Source organism: Streptomyces sp. NPDC031418, from assembly GCF_055581605.1.
Window position 1 is genome coordinate 1 of sequence record NZ_JBVIJC010000020.1, and the last position, 19,444, is coordinate 19,444.

15 protein-coding genes are annotated in these 19,444 nt (G+C 71.8%); 3 read left to right on the plus strand and 12 right to left on the minus strand.

From position 1 onward, the window contains the following. Nucleotides 1-154: 154 nt before the first annotated feature. The 3 genes from ACZ5CZ_RS27370 to ACZ5CZ_RS27380 form a co-directional block, all read right to left on the minus strand. Complete coding sequence (locus ACZ5CZ_RS27370; protein WP_468946861.1) at nt 155-2,101, minus strand: S53 family peptidase; 1,947 nt, start codon at nt 2,099-2,101, stop codon at nt 155-157. 315 nt (nt 2,102-2,416) lie between these two features. After that, nucleotides 2,417-3,055: a DUF305 domain-containing protein gene (locus tag ACZ5CZ_RS27375; RefSeq protein WP_468946863.1), complete on the minus strand. Its 639-nt coding sequence runs from the start codon at nt 3,053-3,055 to the stop codon at nt 2,417-2,419. After that, nucleotides 3,055-3,765 carry a DUF3105 domain-containing protein gene (locus ACZ5CZ_RS27380; protein WP_385845131.1) on the minus strand — a complete coding sequence of 237 codons (711 nt, stop codon included), beginning with the start codon at nt 3,763-3,765 and terminating at the stop codon, nt 3,055-3,057. The genes ACZ5CZ_RS27375 and ACZ5CZ_RS27380 overlap by 1 nt, the downstream gene beginning before the upstream one ends. A 379-nt stretch (nt 3,766-4,144) precedes the next feature. Between ACZ5CZ_RS27380 and glnA the strand changes: the two genes are divergently transcribed. Further along, nucleotides 4,145-5,506, plus strand: coding sequence for a type I glutamate--ammonia ligase (glnA, locus tag ACZ5CZ_RS27385; RefSeq protein ID WP_385845130.1), 1,362 nt, complete (start codon nt 4,145-4,147; stop codon nt 5,504-5,506). A 116-nt stretch (nt 5,507-5,622) separates the two neighbouring features. On the opposite strand, the gene ACZ5CZ_RS27390 is transcribed toward glnA, so the two are convergent. Further along, the gene (locus ACZ5CZ_RS27390; RefSeq protein ID WP_468946866.1) at nt 5,623-5,940 is read right to left on the minus strand and encodes a hypothetical protein; all 318 of its coding nucleotides are present in this window, start codon (nt 5,938-5,940) and stop codon (nt 5,623-5,625) included. 188 nt (nt 5,941-6,128) lie between these two features. On the opposite strand from ACZ5CZ_RS27390, the gene ACZ5CZ_RS27395 reads away from it, so the two are divergent. Continuing rightward, on the plus strand, nt 6,129-7,010 hold the full coding sequence (locus ACZ5CZ_RS27395; RefSeq protein WP_468946869.1) for a hypothetical protein: 882 nt from the start codon (nt 6,129-6,131) through the stop codon (nt 7,008-7,010). A 98-nt stretch (nt 7,011-7,108) separates the two neighbouring features. Here the strand turns inward: ACZ5CZ_RS27395 and ACZ5CZ_RS27400 are convergent, their stop codons facing one another. Genes ACZ5CZ_RS27400 through ACZ5CZ_RS27410 form a run of 3 tightly spaced genes read right to left on the minus strand, consistent with a single transcriptional unit; the run spans nt 7,109 to nt 10,249 of the window. Next, nucleotides 7,109-8,128, minus strand: coding sequence for a TolB family protein (locus ACZ5CZ_RS27400; protein ID WP_468946872.1), 1,020 nt, complete (start codon nt 8,126-8,128; stop codon nt 7,109-7,111). After that, nucleotides 8,125-9,366 carry an MFS transporter gene (locus ACZ5CZ_RS27405; protein ID WP_385845125.1) on the minus strand — a complete coding sequence of 414 codons (1,242 nt, stop codon included), beginning with the start codon at nt 9,364-9,366 and terminating at the stop codon, nt 8,125-8,127. The genes ACZ5CZ_RS27400 and ACZ5CZ_RS27405 overlap by 4 nt, the downstream gene beginning before the upstream one ends. A 1-nt stretch (nt 9,367) precedes the next feature. After that, nucleotides 9,368-10,249, minus strand: coding sequence for an alkaline phosphatase family protein (locus ACZ5CZ_RS27410; protein ID WP_385845123.1), 882 nt, complete (start codon nt 10,247-10,249; stop codon nt 9,368-9,370). Between the two features lie 315 nt (nt 10,250-10,564). On the opposite strand from ACZ5CZ_RS27410, the gene ACZ5CZ_RS27415 reads away from it, so the two are divergent. After that, nucleotides 10,565-13,600 carry a bifunctional [glutamine synthetase] adenylyltransferase/[glutamine synthetase]-adenylyl-L-tyrosine phosphorylase gene (locus tag ACZ5CZ_RS27415; RefSeq protein WP_468946876.1) on the plus strand — a complete coding sequence of 1,012 codons (3,036 nt, stop codon included), beginning with the start codon at nt 10,565-10,567 and terminating at the stop codon, nt 13,598-13,600. On the opposite strand, the gene ACZ5CZ_RS27420 is transcribed toward ACZ5CZ_RS27415, so the two are convergent. From ACZ5CZ_RS27420 to ACZ5CZ_RS27440, 5 genes are all read right to left on the minus strand, one after another. Next, nucleotides 13,588-14,457, minus strand: a complete 870-nt coding sequence (locus ACZ5CZ_RS27420) for a phosphatase PAP2 family protein (protein ID WP_468946879.1) — start codon at nt 14,455-14,457, stop codon at nt 13,588-13,590. The two genes, ACZ5CZ_RS27415 and ACZ5CZ_RS27420, sit on opposite strands and share 13 nt — an antisense overlap. Before the next feature lie 118 nt (nt 14,458-14,575). Continuing rightward, nucleotides 14,576-15,610 carry a LacI family DNA-binding transcriptional regulator gene (locus ACZ5CZ_RS27425; protein WP_385845119.1) on the minus strand — a complete coding sequence of 345 codons (1,035 nt, stop codon included), beginning with the start codon at nt 15,608-15,610 and terminating at the stop codon, nt 14,576-14,578. 25 nt (nt 15,611-15,635) lie between these two features. Further along, nucleotides 15,636-17,288: a glycoside hydrolase family 13 protein gene (locus tag ACZ5CZ_RS27430; protein ID WP_468946882.1), complete on the minus strand. Its 1,653-nt coding sequence runs from the start codon at nt 17,286-17,288 to the stop codon at nt 15,636-15,638. Nucleotides 17,289-17,377: 89 nt separating this feature from the next. Beyond that, nucleotides 17,378-18,289: a sugar ABC transporter permease gene (locus tag ACZ5CZ_RS27435; RefSeq protein WP_468946886.1), complete on the minus strand. Its 912-nt coding sequence runs from the start codon at nt 18,287-18,289 to the stop codon at nt 17,378-17,380. Between the two features lie 12 nt (nt 18,290-18,301). Beyond that, nucleotides 18,302-19,297, minus strand: coding sequence for a carbohydrate ABC transporter permease (locus ACZ5CZ_RS27440; protein ID WP_468946889.1), 996 nt, complete (start codon nt 19,295-19,297; stop codon nt 18,302-18,304). Nucleotides 19,298-19,444 lie beyond the last annotated feature (147 nt).

The window sequence follows — 19,444 nt, forward strand, 5'->3', positions numbered from 1 at the left end:
ACCCCCCCCCCCCCCCCCCCCCCCCCCCCCCCCCCCCCCCCCCCCCCCCCCCCCCCCCCCCCCCCCCCCCCCCCCCCCCCCCCCCCCCCCCCACCCACCCCCCCCCCCCCCCCCCCCCCCCCCCCCCCCCCCCCCCCCGCCCCTCAGCGGAGCGTTACTTCTTCTTGGCGTACGACTGGACGTAGCCGTTCGCCGGCGTGCCGACGCCCGTCACGTCGTCGTAGCCCGTGACCGCCGACAGGGAGCTGTCCTTGCCGAGGGTGCGGGCCGAGTAGCGCAGGCCGCCGCTCGCGTCCAGGCCGTTGGCGAAGTCCACGCGGGCGACCGCCAGGCCGGAGCCGGTCGGGTTGTCCGTGACGTCGTGGTACACGCCGGCCTTGCCGTACTTGGCGTAGATGGACGGGTTGGCGAAGCCGATCGCCTTGCCGCCGCGCGCCTCCTGGGCCAGCGCCTGGATCGCCGCGATCACCGGGGCGGCCAGCGAGGTGCCGCCGATGCGGTACTCGCTGTACTGCTGCGAGCCGTCCGGGAAGGTCTGGGTCTGACCCACCAGGAAGCCGGTGTTCGGGTCGGCGATGGCCGCGATGTCCGGGACCACGCGGTTGCCGTCGGCGCTGTTGGCCTTGGCGAGCGAGTCCGGGACGACGCCCTTCTGGTAGTACGGCTGCGGGACCGTCTTGCTGGTGCCGCCGCCCGCGCCCGAGGTGAAGGCGCCGGGGAAGTTGTCCCAGCTCTTGCCGTCCGCCGACAGGGTCGCCTTCTCGGTGCCCCAGCCGGTCTCCCACATGTAGGAGTTGTTCTTGCCGACGGCCAGCGAGGTACCGCCGACCGCGGTCACCCAGGCGGAGTTGGCCGGGGTGTCGACCTGCTTCGTACCGGACTTGGCGGCCTGGTCGCCGTCGTCACCGGAGGAGAAGTAGAAGCCGATGCCCTGGACCGCGCCCAGCTGGAAGACCTGGTCGTAGGCGGCCGCGAGGTCCGGCGTCTGGTTGGCCTCGATGTCGCCCCAGGAGTTGGAGACGATGTCGGCGAGGTGGTTGTCGACGACCTTGCTGAGCGAGTCGAGCAGGTCGTCGTCGAAGCAGGACGCCGCACCGACGTAGGTGACGTCGGCGTTCGGGGCCACCGCGTGCACGGCCTCGACGTCGAGGGTCTCCTCGCCGTACCAGCCGGCCGCGCCGCACTCCTTGGTCTTGGTGTACGACTTCGGCAGCACCTGGTGCAGCTGGCTGGTCTTCCAGGCCGCGTCACCGTGCTTGACCGCGTAGGCGCCCGCGTCGTACGCGATGGTCGGCGAGGCGTAGGCGTCGGTGATCGCGATGCGCACGCCCTTGCCGGTGTAGGAGCCGGCGCCGTAGGCGGCGCGCAGCTGCTTGCCGGTGTAGCCCTTGATCGCGTACGGGATCTTGCCACCGTACGCGTCCGGCAGCGTGGTCGCGATGTTCGAGCCGTAGTACGAGGAGAACGGCCCGGAGTTCTTGAACACGGCGTCCGGCGGCGGCAGCTGGTCGTCGTGGTTCGCCTTGTGCGGGGCGTTGTCCAGACCGGTGACGGTGAGGACGGCGTCCTTCAGGGCGGCCGGGACGGAGGCCGGCTGCGCCGGGGCGCGGTAGGTCTTCGAGCCCTTGGCGAAGTTGTGCAGCTGGGTGCCGAACGCCTTCTCGGCGGCGGCCACGTCACCGGAGACGGCGACGTAGTGCGGGGTGACCGAGGTGACCTTGAGGCCGGCCGAGGTCAGCCAGGACTTCACGGCCGCGACCTGGGCCTTGGTGGCACCGAAGCGGCTCTGCGCCTTCTTGGCGCTCAGGTACTTGCCGTACAGCTTGGAGCTGGGGTCGGACACGGCCTTCGCGTAGGCGGCGAGGCCCGCCGCGTCCTTGCCGGCCAGGTAGACCCGGGCGTTCACCTGGGCGCTGTCAGCGGTCGCGCCCTTGTCCGCCTTGGCCGTGGCCCAGAGCGGCTTGGTGCCCTTGAGTGCGTCACGAGCGGGGCTGCCCGAGGCGTGGGCCGCGGGTATGCCCAGCGCCAGAGCACCGGCGATCATGGGCAGAGTTGCCGCCATGCTCACACCGGCGCGCATCTTGGCGCGGTTGGATCTCATAAAACCCCCTGCGATGCGGTTCGCATGCATGTAGTGGTCGATACGACACGCGGTCCGCGCGCCGGCCCGCGGCGGTTACGGCCGGCCGTATGGATCACACGATGGGGGTCACTCTGTCGATGAACGGTTCATGCCAGGTAAAGGTAAAGGTCAAGAGAAGCTCAAGTAACCGCCAGGTAGGGCGATTTGAGGGCTTTTGTGATTACGGAAATGTCACGAAAGGGCTTGCCCGCTGTTCAACAACACGGGCAAGCTCCTTCCCTTTGAATCTTCACGCTCGTGGCGGCCTACGAACGCGGCCTCACGAAGGCGGCCTCACGAACGCGGCTTCGCCCCGCGCTCCTTGAGCATCCCCGCCATCACCTGCAACTCCGACTGCTGGGCGTCGACCATGCCCTGCGCCAGCCGCTTCTCCACGCCGACGGTGCACTTGGCGACACACCCCTCGGCCATGTGGATCCCGCCCTTGTGGTGGTCCGTCATCAGCTGGAGGAAGAGGATCTCCGCCTGCCTGCCGCTGAGCGACCGGAGCCTGCCCAGCTCGGTGTCGGTCGCCATGCCCGGCATCAGCGCGCCGTCCTTGCCGGAGGCCATGTCCCCCATGCCCATCCAGGTCATCGGCGGATCCGCCGACACCTTGGGCAGCCCCCACAGATCCAGCCAGCCCAGCAGCATGCCGCGCTGGTTGGCCTGCGTCTGCGCGATGTCGTAGGCGAGCCGCCGCACGTCCGGGTCGCTCGTGCGGTCCCGCACGATGTACGCCATCTCCACGGCCTGCTGGTGATGGACCGCCATGTCCCGGGCGAACCCCGCGTCCGCCGACTCCGCCGCCGGGACCTGTGCGCGCGGATCCGATCCGCCGTCGTCCTCGGCCACCGCGTAGGTGGCCGCGCCGGCCGCGACCAGGACCGCCGCCGCGGCCCCCGCCAGCCAGCCGATGTGCTGCCGGCCCACTACATCGCCCCGCTGGTGCAGGCGGCCCCCGGCTCCGGCGTCTGCGGGCCCTGCACATAGGCGGCGAGGAACTTGTTCACCTCGGGGTCGCTCGCGCTCTTCACGGCCACCTGGTGGCCCCACGCCGTCAGCATCAGCGGAGCGGCCTGGTTCTCGTAGGGGCTCATCAGCGAGTACGGCGTCTTGTGCACCTTCGCGGCGAGCGCGTCCACGTCGGCCTTCTTCGCCTTGCTGGTGTACGTCACCCAGACCGCGCCGTGCTCCAGCGAGTGCACCGCGTTCTCGTCCTGGAGCGGCGAGGTGTAGACGGTGCCGTCACAGGTCGCCCAGACCGGGTTGTGGTTGCCGCCGACCGGCGGGTGCATCGGATACGCCACCTTGGTCGGCACATGCGTCCGGGACAGCTTCCCGGTCCAGGTCCGCACGCCGTCCTTGCCGGTGACGAAGTGCCCGGAGTCGCCCGCGTCCCCGCCCTTGCCGTCGAGCGTGTTCTTGGCCGGGGCGTCCTTCGTGGCGGTGTCCGACTTCTTGCCGGACTGCGCGTTCGCCACGACCACACCGCCGACGGCGAGACCGGCGACGACCACCACGGACGCGGCGACGACCAGCACCCGGTTGCGGCGCTCGCGGGCACGGTCGGCGCGCCGCATCTCCTCGATGCGCGCCTTGCGCGCCGCGCTGCCGCTGCTGCTGTTCTTGGCGGAACCCATGAGGCGTATGTCCTTCTGGCGAGGGGCGGACGGTGAGGGTGGGGCCCGCCGATCGTAATGGGGAACCCGTGCCCAACCGAAGAGCGCCCGCCCGGGCCCCGCGACCCGGCCGATCATGTGAACCGTGCAGGGGCACTCCTTACGCTGTCCCTGTACCGCCTCGAACCGGACCGGCCATTACGGATACCGGTCCGAGCAGGCAAGATGGGCGGCAGAGCAGTACACCTGCCGGACGAGAGGCGTTCAGCCCGTGGATGCTCGGGCGATCAAGGTCCGCAACGCGCACGAAATGGTGTTGTGGTGGGATGCTCAGGTGCCCGACCGCCTCCCGTGGTACCGGGGACAGGCGGCCTGACCAGCAAGGATGGGGAAGCGGAAGATGGACAAGCAGCAGGAGTTCGTGCTCCGGACCTTGGAGGAGCGCGACATCCGGTTCGTACGCCTGTGGTTCACGGACGTGCTGGGCTTCCTCAAGTCCGTCGCCGTGGCCCCTGCCGAGCTGGAGCAGGCCTTCGACGAGGGCATCGGCTTCGACGGCTCCGCCATCGAGGGCTTCGCCCGGGTCTACGAGTCCGACATGATCGCCAAGCCGGACCCCTCCACCTTCCAGGTCCTGCCCTGGCGCGCCGAGGCCCCCGGCACCGCCCGGATGTTCTGCGACATCCTCATGCCGGACGGCTCCCCCTCCTTCGCGGACCCGCGCTACGTCCTCAAGCGCGCCCTGGCCCGCACCTCCGACCTGGGCTTCACCTTCTACACCCACCCCGAGATCGAGTTCTTCCTGCTGAAGGACCGCCCGCTGGACGGCTCCCGCCCCACCCCGGCCGACAACTCGGGCTACTTCGACCACACCCCGCAGAACATCGGCATGGACTTCCGCCGCCAGGCCATCACCATGCTGGAGTCGATGGGCATCTCGGTGGAGTTCTCCCACCACGAGGGCGCGCCGGGCCAGCAGGAGATCGACCTGCGCTACGCGGACGCCCTCTCCACGGCCGACAACATCATGACGTTCCGCCTGGTCATGAAGCAGGTGGCGCTGGAGCAGGGGGTCCAGGCGACCTTCATGCCGAAGCCTTTCTCCGAGCACCCCGGCTCCGGCATGCACACCCACCTCTCCCTCTTCGAGGGCGACCGCAACGCGTTCTACGAGTCGGGCGCCGAGTACCAGCTCTCCAAGGTGGGCCGCTCCTTCATCGCGGGCCTGCTGCGGCACGCCGCCGAGATCTCCGCGGTCACCAACCAGTGGGTCAACTCGTACAAGCGCATCTGGGGCGGCTCCGAGCGCACCGCGGGCGCCGGCGGCGAGGCTCCCTCGTACATCTGCTGGGGCCACAACAACCGCAGCGCCCTGGTCCGCGTCCCGATGTACAAGCCCGGCAAGACCGGCTCCGCGCGCGTGGAGGTCCGCTCCCTGGACTCCGGCGCCAACCCCTACCTGGCCTACGCGCTCCTGCTGGCCGCCGGCCTCAAGGGCATCGAGGAGGGCTACGAGCTCCCGCCGGGCGCCGAGGACGACGTCTGGGCCCTCTCCGACGCCGAGCGCCGCGCCATGGGCATCGAACCCCTCCCGCAGAACCTCGGCGAGGCCCTCAGCCTCATGGAACGCAGCGACCTGGTCGCCGACACCCTCGGCGAACACGTCTTCGACTTCTTCCTCCGCAACAAGCGCCAGGAGTGGGAGGAGTACCGCAGCGAGGTCACGGCCTTCGAACTGCGCAAGAACCTGCCGGTGCTGTAGGAGCAGGTCCGACCTGTATCGGCTCCCGTGTGGCCGACCGCTCTGCGCGGCCGGCCACACGGCGTTTCCGCCCCGCCGGGGCCGTCGCAGGGGAGCCGAAGCCACCGGGCCGGGGATCACCCGCGAGCGGAGCGGACAGCGGGGCGGGGGCCGGAGCGGATGCGGTGGAGCCAGTCCGGGGTGGCCGCCAGTGCCAGGGCGAGCACGCACAGGGGGCCGCACGCGATGAAGCCTGCCACCCCGGTGTCCCCGACGCCGGCGCCCTCGGCCGCGTTGTGGTGCGCCGCCGGCCGCAGGGCCGTCACCAGGCAGGGGACGGACCCGCTGCGCAGCAGGCCCCTGTCGCCGCTGCCCGGCGGAGCCGGGCCGAGGCGCCGGTCCCGAGCCCTCGTCCCGTACAGCCCTCGGCCCAGCTGGGCCAGCCCCTTCGGCACGCACAACCCCCCGCCGCACATGGCGGCCGCCACCTGGACCGACACGATAGTCCGATGACCGGACCGGCCTTCCGTCCTCGATGGCGCCCGCCGGGACGGCCATGGCTGTGCGCCGTCGGCCGGGAACGGCGCGGGCCGCCCACCCCTCTTCCAGAGGGACCACCGACCGGCGACTGACAGGCGAGGCGATGCACCGACTCCACAGGGCCGCGTGCGCGGCGCTTCTGCTGCCCCTCCTCGCGGCCGCACCGGTCGCACAGGCCGCACCGGCCGCAGCCGCACGGTCGCACGCATCGCTTCCGCTCGGCAGCGTCCGCTCGGTGCGGCCCGGTGACACCCTGACGATCGAGGAGCGGCGGGGTGCCCTGGGCCGGTACGGCGACACCCTCAACTCGCGCGCGTTCCTCGCGCCGGGAACGCTGCGCATGAGGGACCCGCTGCTGACCACCACCGTCACCATCGCCTGCGACACCCGGCCGGGCACCTACCCGGTGGTGCTGAGGGGCGCCGGGGACGTGGGACCGGACGAGACCCCCTTCGTCTGGGCACGTGTGCGCGTGGCGCCCGCCGGCGACTCCGCACGCCGCGCCTGCCGTACCGAGGTGGCCCGCCTGCCCAAGCCCTCCCTGGAGGAACGCTGGGCGCCGGACGACCCCTGGCCCCAGTCCGCGTGGGACGTACGCACCTTCCGGGCCGGCAGCCGGATCACCCTCACCGACAACGACGACGAGGGCGCGGACGGCGACATCACCCTCACCTCCCGCGCGTTCACCGACCGTCCCGTGCTGCGCGGAGCCAAGGCCGTCCTGACCGCCACCACCACCCTCGCCTGCGACGCGTCCCCCGGCCTCTACGTCGTCTACCGGCACGACTCCCGGCTGGACGAGCCCGCCCGGCCCTGGGCCCGGCTGCGCGTCACCCCCGCCGACCACTGCACCGCCGCACCCTCCTCCGTCGGCGCCGCGACCTGGACCACGGCCGCCCTGCTCCTCGCCGCCGCTGCGGCAACAGCCCTCACCCTGCGCGCCCGCGCCCGCCGCCGCTCCGGACCCGGCACCGGATCGGCGTAACGGATCCCGGCGGACCTCAGGAGATGACGTCGTCCAGGCTCGCACGGCGCAGGAATGCATAGCGGGGCGTACAGGTGCGGGGCCCGCCGGGGGACCGGTCAGCGGGGGAACGCGGGGGACACCGCGGCCGTACTGATCCTCCGCGCCCGACCCGACCCGTCCGCCGGCACCTCGTACAGATCCGCGCCGTAGTCCCCGGGCAGTGCGTACACGATGTGGTGGTCGTCCCTCCACACCGCCTGGTCGTCGACGCTGCGCCGCTCGGCCAGCGGTGTTTCGCGCCATGTGCGCAGGTCGAGCACGTACAGCCGCCAGGGAGCGTCCTTGGGCAGGCCCTTCACCCGCTTCTTGTAGGCGATCCGCGTGCCGTCCGGCGACAGCGAGGGGCACTCGACGTTCTCGTGCACGGTGGTGAGCGTGCGGCCCCGCAGATCCCCCCGCACCAGGTACGTACGCCCCTTCGTCGCCAGCGTGGCATAGAAGGTGCGGTCGTCCGCGGCGAAGGTCACGCCCCAGAAGTTGGCGTCCGCCGCCCGGTAGGGGCGGCCGTCCTTCACGATCCGGAAGTCCTCCAGGGTCGGGATCAGCGCCCCGCTGCGGGTGTCCACGATCGCCGCGCGCGTGGAGAAGTTCGTCCCGGCGTACGAGTCACCGCCCACGAACGCCGTCCAGGCGGCGAAGTGCCCGGTGGGGGAGACCCGGGCGCGCGACGGGATACCCGGCACGTCGTAGCGGTGCAGGGTCCGCAGACGCGCGTCCAGGACCAGCGCACGATAGGTGTCCGAGACCGGCCCGTGCACCGCCTGGAGACACACGCCGGTCCCCGAAGCCGCGTAGAAACGCAGGCACGTGAGCCCGGAGGCGGTACGCGCCCCCGCCGGATCGCCGGCCGGGACGGACACCACCTCGTCCCGGTGCGGCCCCCACGCCATGGTGCGGAACAGCATGCGCCCGGCCTGCGTCAGCGTCACCGTGCCCGGGCTGACGCGCGGCCCGCCGGCCTGCACCTGGTCACGCCGTTCCGCCCGGGCCGAGGCATGCAGCACGGCCGCCACCCCTACGGCCGCCAGCAGGACGACGGCCGAGACCAGAACCAGAACCCGCGCACGGACAGTCACACGACGCCTTTCGGACGCAGACGGAAGGAGAAGAACGCGCACGTGGCCAGCGCCACCGTCGCGCCGGCCAGCGCGGCACGGTCGCCCCACACCGTCCAGGCCGCGCCGAACAGCAGCGAGCAGGCGAAACGGGCCCCCGCCTGCCCGGTCTGCACCAGGGCCAGCCCGGACGAGCGCAGCGCCTCCGGCACCCCGTCCGAGGCCGCGGCCATCAGCACCCCGTCGGTCGCCGCGTAGAAGCAGCCGTGCAGCGCCAGCACCACGAACGGCAGCGCGGCCCCCCGCCACGACGTGAGCAGCAGCCCGTACGCCACCAGCAGCGCCCCATGGCCGGCGAGGAACACCCGCCACCGCCCGACCCGGTCCGCGAACCGCCCGAGCGGCACCGCGAGCAACAGGAACGCGGCAGCCGTACCCAGCGGCAACAGCGCGAACCACCGGTCCGGAACCCCGAGCCGGCGCTGCAACAGCAGGTACACGAACGAGTCGCTCACCGTGGCCAGCCCCAGCAGCAGCGCACACACGCCGACCCGCCGCAGCGCCCGCCCGCGCAGCAGTCCCACGGCCCCCCGCAGCGTGGGCCGCTGCACGGGCACCGCACCGCCCCGGCCGCCCGGCACGAACAGCACCAGCACCAGGACACCCAGCACGGCCACACAGAAGCTGACCGTGAACACGGCGTCGTACCCGTCCACGGCGGCCCGCAGGATCAGGAACGCCACCAGCGGACCGCACAGGGCGCCCGCGGTGTCCATGGCCCGGTGCACCCCGAAGGCCCGCCCCCGCGACTCGGCCGGAGCCGACAGCGAGATGAGCGCGTCCCGCGGAGCGGTGCGCAGCCCCTTCCCCGTCCGGTCCAGCGCCAGCACCAGCCCGATCGGGGTCAGCGAGTGAGCCACCAGCAGCAACGGCTTGCACACCGCCGACAGCGCGTAACCGGCACCGGCGACCCACTTGTGCCGCCCGCCGCCCCGGTCGGCGAGATGCCCGCCCGCGAGCCGTACGAGCGCCGAGAACCCGTTGTACACACCGTCCAGCACCCCGAACCCCAGCGGGGACAGGCCCAACCCGCTGACCAGGTACAACGGCAGTACGGCCGTGACCATCTCGGACGACACGTCCGTGATCAGGCTGACCGCCCCGAGGGCGAGAACGGCAGGGGCGACCGCCGCCCGGCGCCGCCCGGCCAGCGGCCGGACGGCGCCATCGGCGGACGCGCGACTGTCCGCTACGTACACGTCAGGACGCCCAGATACCCGTGATGTCCTGCGCCGAGCCCGCGTTGCCCGCGTGCGTGCCCGTCCCCTCCATGTCCTCCAGGGTGCGCAGCAGGTTGTAGTGGTTGTACGTCGTGGAACTGGTCGACCCCGGGGTGACCGGCTGCCCGTAGAACACGGTCGGGATCCGGTTGCCGCTCAGCCGGTTGTCCTCGTCGAACGTGACGGCCAGCAGACTGTTGTGCGTCTTGGCCCAGGTGGCATAGGCGCCGAGGTTGTTCTTCAGCCAGGTGTCGCCGGTGGCGACGGAGCAGTCGTGCATGTCGTCGCAGAGGTTCGGCACCACGAACGACACCTGCGGCAGCGTCGAGTAGTCCGTGGGGAACTCCGCGAACGTCTTCGCGGTCGAGGTCGGGACATTGCTGAAGCCGAACCACGGGTTGTGCTTCTGGGCGTAATTGCCGCTGCTGCACACGGTCGACCCGTCACTCGGCAGCGACTCGTTGTAGCTGGCCCAGCTCTTCCCCGCGGCGATCACCTCGGAGGCGAGGTTGGGGGCCGAGGAGAACCCGGGGGTCACACAGCTGTCGTCGGTGATGCCCTGGGTGGAGCCCGAGAACATCGCGTAGTAGTTCGGCTGACTCGGGTGGGTCTCGGCGTACGACTGGCTCAGACTGGCACCACCGGACTTCAGCGAGTTGATGTACGGCGCGCTGGAGGAGCCGATGACCTGGCTGTACGCGTGGTTCTCGAAGACCACGACGACCACGTGGTCCGGGGTGGGCACGGCGCCCGCGGCGTGCGCGGACCCCAGCCCCGTCCACAGCCCGGTCGCGGCCGCGGCGAGGGCCACTGCGGACGCCGCGACGGTACGGGCTCGGCGGTACACGGAACTGCCGGACACATCAACCTCCGGTTGGAAGAGGGCTGGCGGTGCGGACAGAGCATGCACACGTCAACATTCCCGGGCGCCACGCGAGCCAACCGCGCGGGTGAAGAGCCGATGAACGCTGGGTGCGGCCGCGCGCGGCGCCGGTTCAGAACGGCCCGAAGGCGCCACGCCAACCACAATGCACCCGCACAGGCCGCCGCAGGCATAGGACCACCGCCTGTACCCAGCCCACCACCCCAGCCCTCCGCCCGCCCGCCCAGGCCACCCCACCACCCCTCCGGTTAGGCTCTGGCCAGGACGAACCCGATCCGAGGGGAGACCACGGAGATGACGCCGGGCCGCAGAAGCAGCACCTTCACCCGCCTGCTCCGGCACGGCTTCACCGACCCCTCCGCCGCCGAGCGCCTGCTGGACGGCCCCGAGCTGACCCCGGTCCGCAACGATCCCGTCCTGCTGGAGGCCCTGGGCGCCACCGCCGACCCCGACCTGGCCCTGCACGGCCTGGTCCGCCTCCTGGAGGCCCAGCCCTCCACCGCCGTCCACCGCGAACTGCTGGACACCCTCATCGCGGCCAAGCCCCTCCGCGACCGCCTCCTCGGCGTCCTGGGCGCCTCCGCCGCCCTCGCCGACCACCTGGCCCGGCACCCCACCGACTGGCGCGCCCTGGTCACCTACGAGCCCCAGGACCTGCACCCGGGCCTCGCCGAGTTCGAGCGGGGCCTGGCCGAGGCCACCGACCCGGTCTCCCTCCGCGTCGCCTACCGCCGCTGCCTGCTGTCCATCGCCGCGCGGGACGTCTGCGGCACCACGGACACCGCGCAGACCGCGGCGGAACTGGCCGACCTGGCCACCGCCACCCTCCGCAGGGCCCTCGCGATCGCCCGGCAGGCCGCCCCGGCCGACGCCGCGGCCTGCCGCCTCGCGGTGATCGGGATGGGCAAGTGCGGCGGTCATGAGCTGAACTACGTCTCGGACGTCGACGTGATCTTCGTGGCGGAGGCGGCGGGGGACGCCACCGAGACCCAGGCCCTGAGATCGGCCACCAAACTGGCCTCGCACCTCATGCGGATCTGCTCCGAGAGCACGGTCGAGGGCTCGATCTGGCCGGTGGACGCCAACCTGCGCCCCGAGGGCCGCAACGGCCCGCTCGTCCGCACCCTCTCCTCCCACCTCGCCTACTACCAACGCTGGGCGAAGACCTGGGAGTTCCAGGCCCTGCTCAAGGCCCGCCCGGTGGCCGGCGACCCCGACCTCGGCCAGGCGTACCTGGACGCCCTGCACCCCCTGGTCTGGAAGGCGGCCGAACGGGAGAACTTCGTACCGGACGTGCAGAAGATGCGCCGACGCGTCGTGGAGAACATCCCCGCGGCCGAGGTCGACCGCGAGCTGAAGCTGGGCCCGGGCGGCCTCCGGGACGTCGAGTTCGCGGTCCAGCTCCTCCAGCTGGTGCACGGCCGCACCGACCACACGCTGCGCAGCGGCACCACCCTGGACGCCCTCCAGGCGCTCGCCGCGGGCGGCTACGTGGGCCGCGAGGACGCCGCCCGGCTGGACGAGGCGTACCGCTTCCTGCGCACCATGGAGCACCGCATCCAGCTGTACCGGCTGCGCCGTACCCACCTGGTCCCCGAGGCCGAGGCCGACCTGCGCCGCCTGGGCCGCTCGCTGAACCTGCGCACGGACCCGGTGGCCGAGCTGACCCGCGAGTGGAAGCGGCACACCACGGTCGTACGGCGGCTGCACGAGAAGCTCTTCTACCGCCCGCTGCTCGACGCGGTCGCCCAACTCGCCCCGGGCGAGACCCGGCTGAGCCCGGAGGCGGCCCGTGAACGCCTCGTCGCCCTCGGTTACGCGGACCCGGCCTCCGCCCTGCGCCACCTGGAGGCCCTCGCCTCCGGGGTGACCCGCAAGGCGGCGATCCAGCGCACCCTGCTGCCGGTCCTGCTCGGCTGGTTCGCCGACTCGGCGGACCCGGACGCCGGACTGCTCAACTTCCGCAAGGTCTCCGACGCGCTCGGCAAGACCCCCTGGTACCTGCGCCTGCTGCGGGACGAGGGCGCGGCGGCCGAGAACCTGGCAAGGGTCCTGTCGGCCGGCCGCCTCGCCCCCGACCTGCTGATGCGCGCCCCGGAGGCGGTGGCGCTGCTCGGCGACGGCGACGGCCGGGGCGGCGGCCTCGCACCGCGGGAACGCGTCCACCTGGAACAGGAGGTCCTGGCGGCGGTGGGCCGCGCGGAGAACGCCCGGCAGGGCGTCACCGCGGCCCGTGGCGTGCGCCGCCGGGAGCTGTTCCGCACCGCCGCCGCGGACATCGTGGCGTCCTACGGCACGGAGACCAGCCCCGTGGAGGCCGACCAGGGCGCCCTGGTGGACCGGGTCGGCACGGCGGTCTCCGACCTCACCGCGGCCACCCTCGCGGGCGCCCTGCGCGCGGTGGTGCGATGGGGGTCCCCCCACTCGAGCGAAGCCGAGAGTGGGGGAGGCTGGGGCGACACGCTCCCCACCCGGTTCGCGATCATAGGAATGGGCCGGTTCGGCGGCGGCGAGCTGGGGTACGGCTCCGACGCCGACGTCCTCTTCGTGCACGAGCCGAGGGACGGCGTCGACGAGCAGGAGGCGGCCGCCGCGGCCAACAAGGTCGTGGAGGAGATGCGCCGGCTGCTCCAGCTGCCCAGCACCGACCCGCCGCTGCTGATCGACGCCGGTCTGCGCCCGGAGGGCAAGTCGGGGCCCCTGGTGCGCACCCTGAAGTCGTACGAGGCGTACTACCGCCGCTGGTCGCTGGTCTGGGAGTCGCAGGCGCTGCTGCGGGCCGAGCCGGTGGCCGGCGACGAGGACCTGGCCCGCCGCTTCATCGAGCTGATCGACCCGCTGCGCTATCCGCCGCGCGGTCTGGAGGACGATTCCGTCCGCGAGATCCGCCGGCTCAAGGCCCGTATGGAGTCCGAGCGGCTGCCGCGCGGCGCCGATCCCAAGCTGCACACCAAGCTCGGCCCCGGCGGCCTGTCGGACGTGGAGTGGACCGTCCAGCTGCTCCAGCTGCGGCACGCCCACGAGGTGCCCGGCCTGCGCACCACCCGCACCCGCGCGGCCCTGGCCGCGGCGCAGGCGGCGGGGCTGCTGGACGCCGACGACGCGGCCGTGCTGGACGAGGCCTGGGTGCTGGCCACCCGGGTGCGCAACGCGGTGATGCTGGTCCGCGGCCGGGCCGGGGACACTTTCCCGACGGAGCCGCGCGAGCTGGCCGCGGTGGGCCGCTACCTGGGCTACGGCGCCGGACACGCCGGGGACATGCTGGACGCCTACCGCCGTACCACCCGCAGGGCCCGCACGGTCGTCCAGGAGTTGTTCTACGAGGGCTGAGCGGCCCGGGCCGGCTCCCGCTCCGGCCCCGGCTGCGGCACCCGGCGCGGCAGCCGGCAGGGCAGCGCGCCGTACCAGAGCCGGGCCACCGCGACCCCGAAGGAGAGACAGAGCATCCCGCCCACCGCGTCCAGCCAGAAGTGGTTGGCCGTGGCGACGATGACCGCGAGCGTGACCGTCGGGTACAGCAGCCCCAGCAGCCGCACCCACGGCACCGAGGCCAGCAGGAAGACGGTCAGCCCGCACCACAGCGACCAGCCGATGTGCATGGACGGCATGGCCGCGTACTGGTTGGACATGTGTTTGAGGTCGCCGGAGGCCATCGAACCCCAGGTGTGGTGGATCATGACGGTGTCCACGAAGGCCCCGCCGCGCATCAGCCGGGGCGGGGCGAGCGGGAACAGGTAGTAACCGACGAGTGCGACGCCCGTGGTGGCGAACAGCGCCAGCCGGGTCGCCGCGTACCGCCCGGGATGCCACCGGAAGAGCCACACCAGCACCCCGAGCGTGATGGCGAAGTGCAGCGTGGCGTAGTAGTAGTTCATCCCGATGATCAGCCAAGTCACCGAGTTCAGCGCATGGTTGACCGACTGCTCCACGGCGATGCCCAGATGGTGCTCGGTGCGCCAGATCCAGTCGGCGTTGCGCAGCGCCTCGGCCCGCTGCTCGGGGACCGCGTTGCGGATCAGCGAGTACGTCCAGTAACTCACCGCGATCAGAAGGATCTCGAACCACAGCCGGGGCCGCCGCAGCCGTCGCAGCCGGCGCAGCGGTCCCCTTCCGGCCTCGCTCGTGACGGCCCGCGGAAGGGGCAGCTCCTCGCGACCTTCCGACGCTGTCACGGTCGAGTCACTCATGGGCATCAAGTCTGCCAGAAAAGACTTCTCCGACAGATCATCCCAAGCCCGGGTCCATCCCGCACGTCCTGTGGCAGACCCTGATGTCCTACGACGTCCTACGACAGAACGGACATCCTTATGAGGCGCGCACCCCGTGCGGCGCCGAGGCCGTGGACCCCCGCACCACCAGTTCGGGCATGAACACGAACTCGCTGTGCGGCGCCGGCGTCCCCCCGATCTCCTCCAGCAGTGTGCGCACCGCCGCCTGGCCCATGGCCGGCACCGGCTTGCGGACCGTGGTCAGCGGCGGGTCGGTGAACGCGATCAGCGGGGAGTCGTCGAAGCCGACCACCGAGATGTCCCGCGGCACCTCAAGGCCCTGCTGCCGGGCCGCGCGTATCGCCCCCAGGGCCATCATGTCGCTGGCGCAGACCACCGCCGTGCAGTCCCGCCCGATCAGCGCCAGCGCGGCCGCCTGACCACCCTCCAGCGTGTACAGCGAGTGCTGGATCAGCTCCGACTCGACCGTCTCGGGCGCGAAGCCCAGCTGGTCGTGCATGGCCCGTACGAAACCGTCGATCTTCCGCTGCACCGGCACGAACCGCTTCGGCCCGAGGGCCAGCCCGATCCGGGTGTGGCCCAGCGACACCAGATGCGTCACCGCGAGCGTCATCGCGGCCCGGTCGTCGGGCGAGATGAACGGCGCCTGCACCTTCGGCGAGAACCCGTCCACCAGGACGAACGGCACGCCCTGCGCCCGCAGCCGCTCATAGCGCTGCATGTCGGCGGTGGTGTCCGCGTGCAGCCCGGACACATAGATGATCCCGGCGACCCCGCGGTCCACCAGCATCTCGGTCAGCTCGTCCTCCGTCGACCCGCCGGGGGTCTGGGTGGCGAGCACCGGCGTGTAGCCCTGGCGGGTCAGCGCCTGTCCGATGACCTGGGCCAGGGCCGGGAATATCGGGTTCTCCAGCTCCGGCGTGATCAGCCCCACCAGCCCCTCGCTGCGCTGCCGCAGCCGTACCGGACGCTCATAGCCCAGGACGTCGAGCGCGGCGAGCACGGACTGGCGGGTGGTGGCGGCGACGCCCGGCTTCCCGTTGAGGACCCGGCTGACGGTCGCTTCGCTCACCCCCGCCTGCGCAGCGATGTCGGCAAGCCGTGTGGTCACAGTGTTGGACTGTACCGGCCGCATCTCAGACTGCCCACCAGATGGTGCAGTCCGCGGGCAGTTCCGTGGACGCGGCGCCCGGCTGGACGTCGGCGCTGGCGAGCAGCAGGGTGCCCGGCGTCGGGACCACGACCGGCGCGGCGGTGAGGTTGACCGTGCAGACGAAGGAGCCCTCGGCGGTGTCGCGGCGGAAGGCCAGCACCCCCTCGGGGGTCTGCAGCCAGGTGATCTCGCGGCCCGCGCCGAGCGCCGGGTGCTCGCGCCGTACGGCGAGCGCGCTGCGGTAGAACTCCAGCGTGGAGGTGGGGTCGCCCTCCTGCGCCTCGACGGTCAGGTGCTTCCAGTCCGCGGGCTGCGGCAGCCAGCTGGGGCCGCCCGGCACCGGACCGAAGCCGAACGGCGGCTCCTGCCCGGACCACGGCAGCGGCACCCGGCAGCCGTCGCGCGTGCCGTCCTGGCCCGAGCTGCGGAAGAACGCCGGGTCCTGGCGGACCTCGTCGGGCAGGTCGACGACCTCGGGGAGGCCGAGTTCCTCACCCTGGTAGAGGTAGGCCGAGCCGGGCAGTGCCAGCATCAGCAGCGTCGCCGCGCGCGCCCGGCGCAGACCGTGCGCCTCGTCCCCGTCCGCGAGCCGCGTGACATGCCGGACCACGTCGTGGTTGGACAGCACCCAGGTGGCGGGCGCGGACACGGCGTTGACGGCGCTCAGCGAGCGGTCGATGACATCGCGCAGGCCGGCCGCGTCCCACTCGGTGGTCAGGTAGGAGAAGTTGAAGGCCTGGTGCAGCTCGTCCGGGCGGACGTACAGGGCGCTGCGCTCCACCGTCGGCGTCCACGCCTCGGCGACCGCGATCCGCTCGCTGCCCTGGTACTCGTCCAGGATGCGCCGCCAGCCCCGGTAGATCTCGTGCACGCCGTCCTGGTCGAAGTAGGGCATCGCCTCGGTGCCCAGCAGCTTGACCTGCTCTTCGTGGCCGATGTCCGGCAGACCGGGCGCCTTCACCAGGCCGTGCGCGACGTCGATGCGGAAGCCGTCGACCCCGAGGTCCAGCCAGAACCGCAGGATGGAGCGGAACTCGTCGTGCACCGCGGGGTGGTCCCAGTTGAAGTCGGGCTGCTCCGGCGCGAACAGGTGCAGGTACCACTCGCCGTCCGCGACCCGGGTCCAGGCCGGACCGCCGAAGATCGACTCCCAGTCGTTGGGCGGCAGTTCGCCGTCCACGCCCTTGCCGGGCCGGAAGTGGAAGCGCTCCCGGAGCGGCGAGCCGGGACCCTCGCGCAGCGCCTGCTTGAACCACTCGTGCTGGTCCGAGCAGTGGTTCGGGACGACGTCCACGATGACCTTCAGGCCCAGGGCGTGCGCGTCGCGGACCAGGTCGTCGGCGTCGGTGAGGGTGCCGAACATCGGGTCCACGGCCCGGTAGTCGGCGACGTCGTAGCCGGCGTCCGCCTGCGGGGAGGCGTAGAACGGCGACAGCCAGACGGCGTCCACCCCCAGCTTCTTCAGGTACGGCAGCCGGGAGCGGATGCCGGGCAGATCGCCCATGCCGTCGCCGTTGCCGTCGGCGAAACTGCGCGGATAGACCTGGTAGATGACCGCGTCGCGCCACCACTCCCGGCGCCCGGAGGCGGCGGGGGAGGCGTCGGTGGGGACTGCGTCGGTGACGTGCTGGGTCATGGATTCCCTTAAGGATGCGGGGGGAACGACAGAAGCGCTTGCAGACGGGTGCGGGCCGGGCGGGGTCGCCGCCCGGCCGGGGCCGGCGGTCAGGACTTGGTACCGCCGGCGGTGAGCCCGGAGACCAGGCTGCGCTGCACGAGGAGGAAGACGATGGCCGCCGGGACGGTGATGATGATCGCCGTGGCCGAGGTCCACGCCCAGTCGGGGCGCTGGTCCTGTGCGAAGGTGCGGATGCCGACCGCCAGCGTGTAGTGGTCGGACTGCATGAACTGGGTGGCGTAGGCGACCTCGCCCCAGGCGGTGAGGAAGCTGTAGAACGCGGTGACCGCGAGCCCCGGCCGGGCCAGCGGCACGATCAGCCGCCAGAAGGTGCCGAACGGGGTGAGGCCGTCCACCCTGCCCGCCTCGTCGATCTCCTTGGGGATCGTGTCGAAGTAACCCTTCATCATCCAGGCGCAGAACGGCACCGCGGTGGTCGCGTAGGCGAGTATCAGGCCGAGGTAGTTGTCCAGCAGGTCCAGGTCGGACATCAGCAGGTACAGCGGCACGATCAGCACGATGGAGGGGAACATCTGGGTGACCAGGAAGGTCCACATCAGCTGCTTGCTGCCGGGGAACCTCATCCGGGACACCGCGTAGCCGGCGGTCGCCGCGAGGAAGACACCGAGCACGGTGGTGCCGCCCGCCACGATGACGGTGTTCAGGAACCACTTCGGCAGGTCCGAGTGGGACAGCACATCGGCGTAGTTGTGGAAGCTCAGGTCCTTGAACACCTCGCTGGGCTGCTGCCAGGCGGTCTTCGGGCCCAGCGAGATGAAGAAGATCCACACCACCGGGAAGGCGGCGATCACGGCCGCCAGGATCAGCGTGGCGTGCAGGGCGACGGAGGCCCCCAGGCTGCGCTCCTCCCGGCCGCGCACCCTGCGGGCGCGGGGAGCGGCGGCGGGCTCGGCGGCGGAGCGGGCGGCGGCGGCCGTCTCGTGCGTGGCTGCGGTCATGACGATGGCTCCTTACGCCTGCTCGGACTTCAGGGTGCTGCGGCGGTAGAACGTCGAGAAGGCCATCAGGAGGGCGAGGATGATGATCCCGTAGGTCGCCGCTCCCGCGTAGTCCGAGACGCCGGTGAAGGCCTTGTGGAAGGCGAAGGTGACGAGGATGTCGGTGTCACCGGTCGTGTTGTTGCCCAGCAGCAGGTAGATGACGTTGAACATGTTGAACGTCCAGATGCAGCCCAGCAGGATCACGGTGTTCGTCACCGGGCGCAGACCGGGCAGGGTGACGTTGAGGAAGCGCTGCCAGGGCGAGGCGCCGTCCATCTCGGCCGCCTCGTACAGCTCCTTCGGGATCGACTGGAGGCCGCCCAGGACCGCGACCATGTTGAACGGGATGCCGATCCAGACGTTCACCATGATGACGGCGATCTTCTGGGCCAGCGGGGTGCCGAGCCAGTTCTGCGCGGGCAGGCCGACCGAGGTGATGATGTCGTTGAGGACGCCGTACTGGGAGTTCAGCATCAGCCGCCAGGCGAAGACGCCGATGAACGACGGCACGGCCCAGGGCAGGATCAGCATCGCCCGGTAGAAGCCGCGCAGCCGCATCTCGCGGTTGAGCAGCACCGCGAGGCCCATGCCGAGGCCGACCTGGAGGGCGACGCAGGACACGGTCCACACGATCGTCCACACCAGCCGCGGGTAGAAGTCGCCGTCCGCGCCCGACAGGACGTGCCAGTAGTTGTCCAGGCCGACGAAGTGGTAGGTCGCCGGGCGGTGGAAGGCACCGATCGTGGTGGCGACGTTCGCCTCGTTGGCGTCGGTCAGCGACTGGTAGAGGCCGTAGCCCAGCGGATAGAGGACGAGTACGGTGATGACGACGGCGACCGGGGTCACCATCGCCCAGGCGTACCAGTACTTGTCCCAGGAGCGCCGGAGCGCGGAAACGCGTTCGGGGCGCGGGCTCTTGCCTCGCGCTGTCCTGTCGGTGGGTCCGGTGCTCGCTGCGGTCGTCATCCTCATCGGCTCTTTCGCGGCAGAAGTCTGGTGGTGCGCGCAGCCCCGGGGAGCCCCGGGCGGGGCGGCAGCGGGGAAACGTGTGTCCCCGGGGCTGCGTGTCCTTCGGTCGCCGTGCGGCTACCGTGGTCGGCTGCTGACGGTCAG

Excerpts from the sequence above, each read along its gene's own strand:
- ACZ5CZ_RS27370 (WP_468946861.1), bottom strand. The coding sequence starts at position 2,101 with ATGAGATCCAACCGCGCCAAGATGCGCGCCGGTGTGAGCATGGCGGCA.
- ACZ5CZ_RS27380 (WP_385845131.1), bottom strand. The coding sequence starts at position 3,765 with ATGGGTTCCGCCAAGAACAGCAGCAGCGGCAGCGCGGCGCGCAAGGCG.
- glnA (WP_385845130.1), top strand. The coding sequence starts at position 4,145 with ATGGACAAGCAGCAGGAGTTCGTGCTCCGGACCTTGGAGGAGCGCGAC.
- ACZ5CZ_RS27395 (WP_468946869.1), top strand. The coding sequence starts at position 6,129 with ATGCACCGACTCCACAGGGCCGCGTGCGCGGCGCTTCTGCTGCCCCTC.
- ACZ5CZ_RS27415 (WP_468946876.1), top strand. The coding sequence starts at position 10,565 with ATGACGCCGGGCCGCAGAAGCAGCACCTTCACCCGCCTGCTCCGGCAC.
- ACZ5CZ_RS27420 (WP_468946879.1), bottom strand. The coding sequence starts at position 14,457 with ATGAGTGACTCGACCGTGACAGCGTCGGAAGGTCGCGAGGAGCTGCCC.
- ACZ5CZ_RS27430 (WP_468946882.1), bottom strand. The coding sequence starts at position 17,288 with ATGACCCAGCACGTCACCGACGCAGTCCCCACCGACGCCTCCCCCGCC.
- ACZ5CZ_RS27435 (WP_468946886.1), bottom strand. The coding sequence starts at position 18,289 with ATGACCGCAGCCACGCACGAGACGGCCGCCGCCGCCCGCTCCGCCGCC.
- ACZ5CZ_RS27440 (WP_468946889.1), bottom strand. The coding sequence starts at position 19,297 with ATGACGACCGCAGCGAGCACCGGACCCACCGACAGGACAGCGCGAGGC.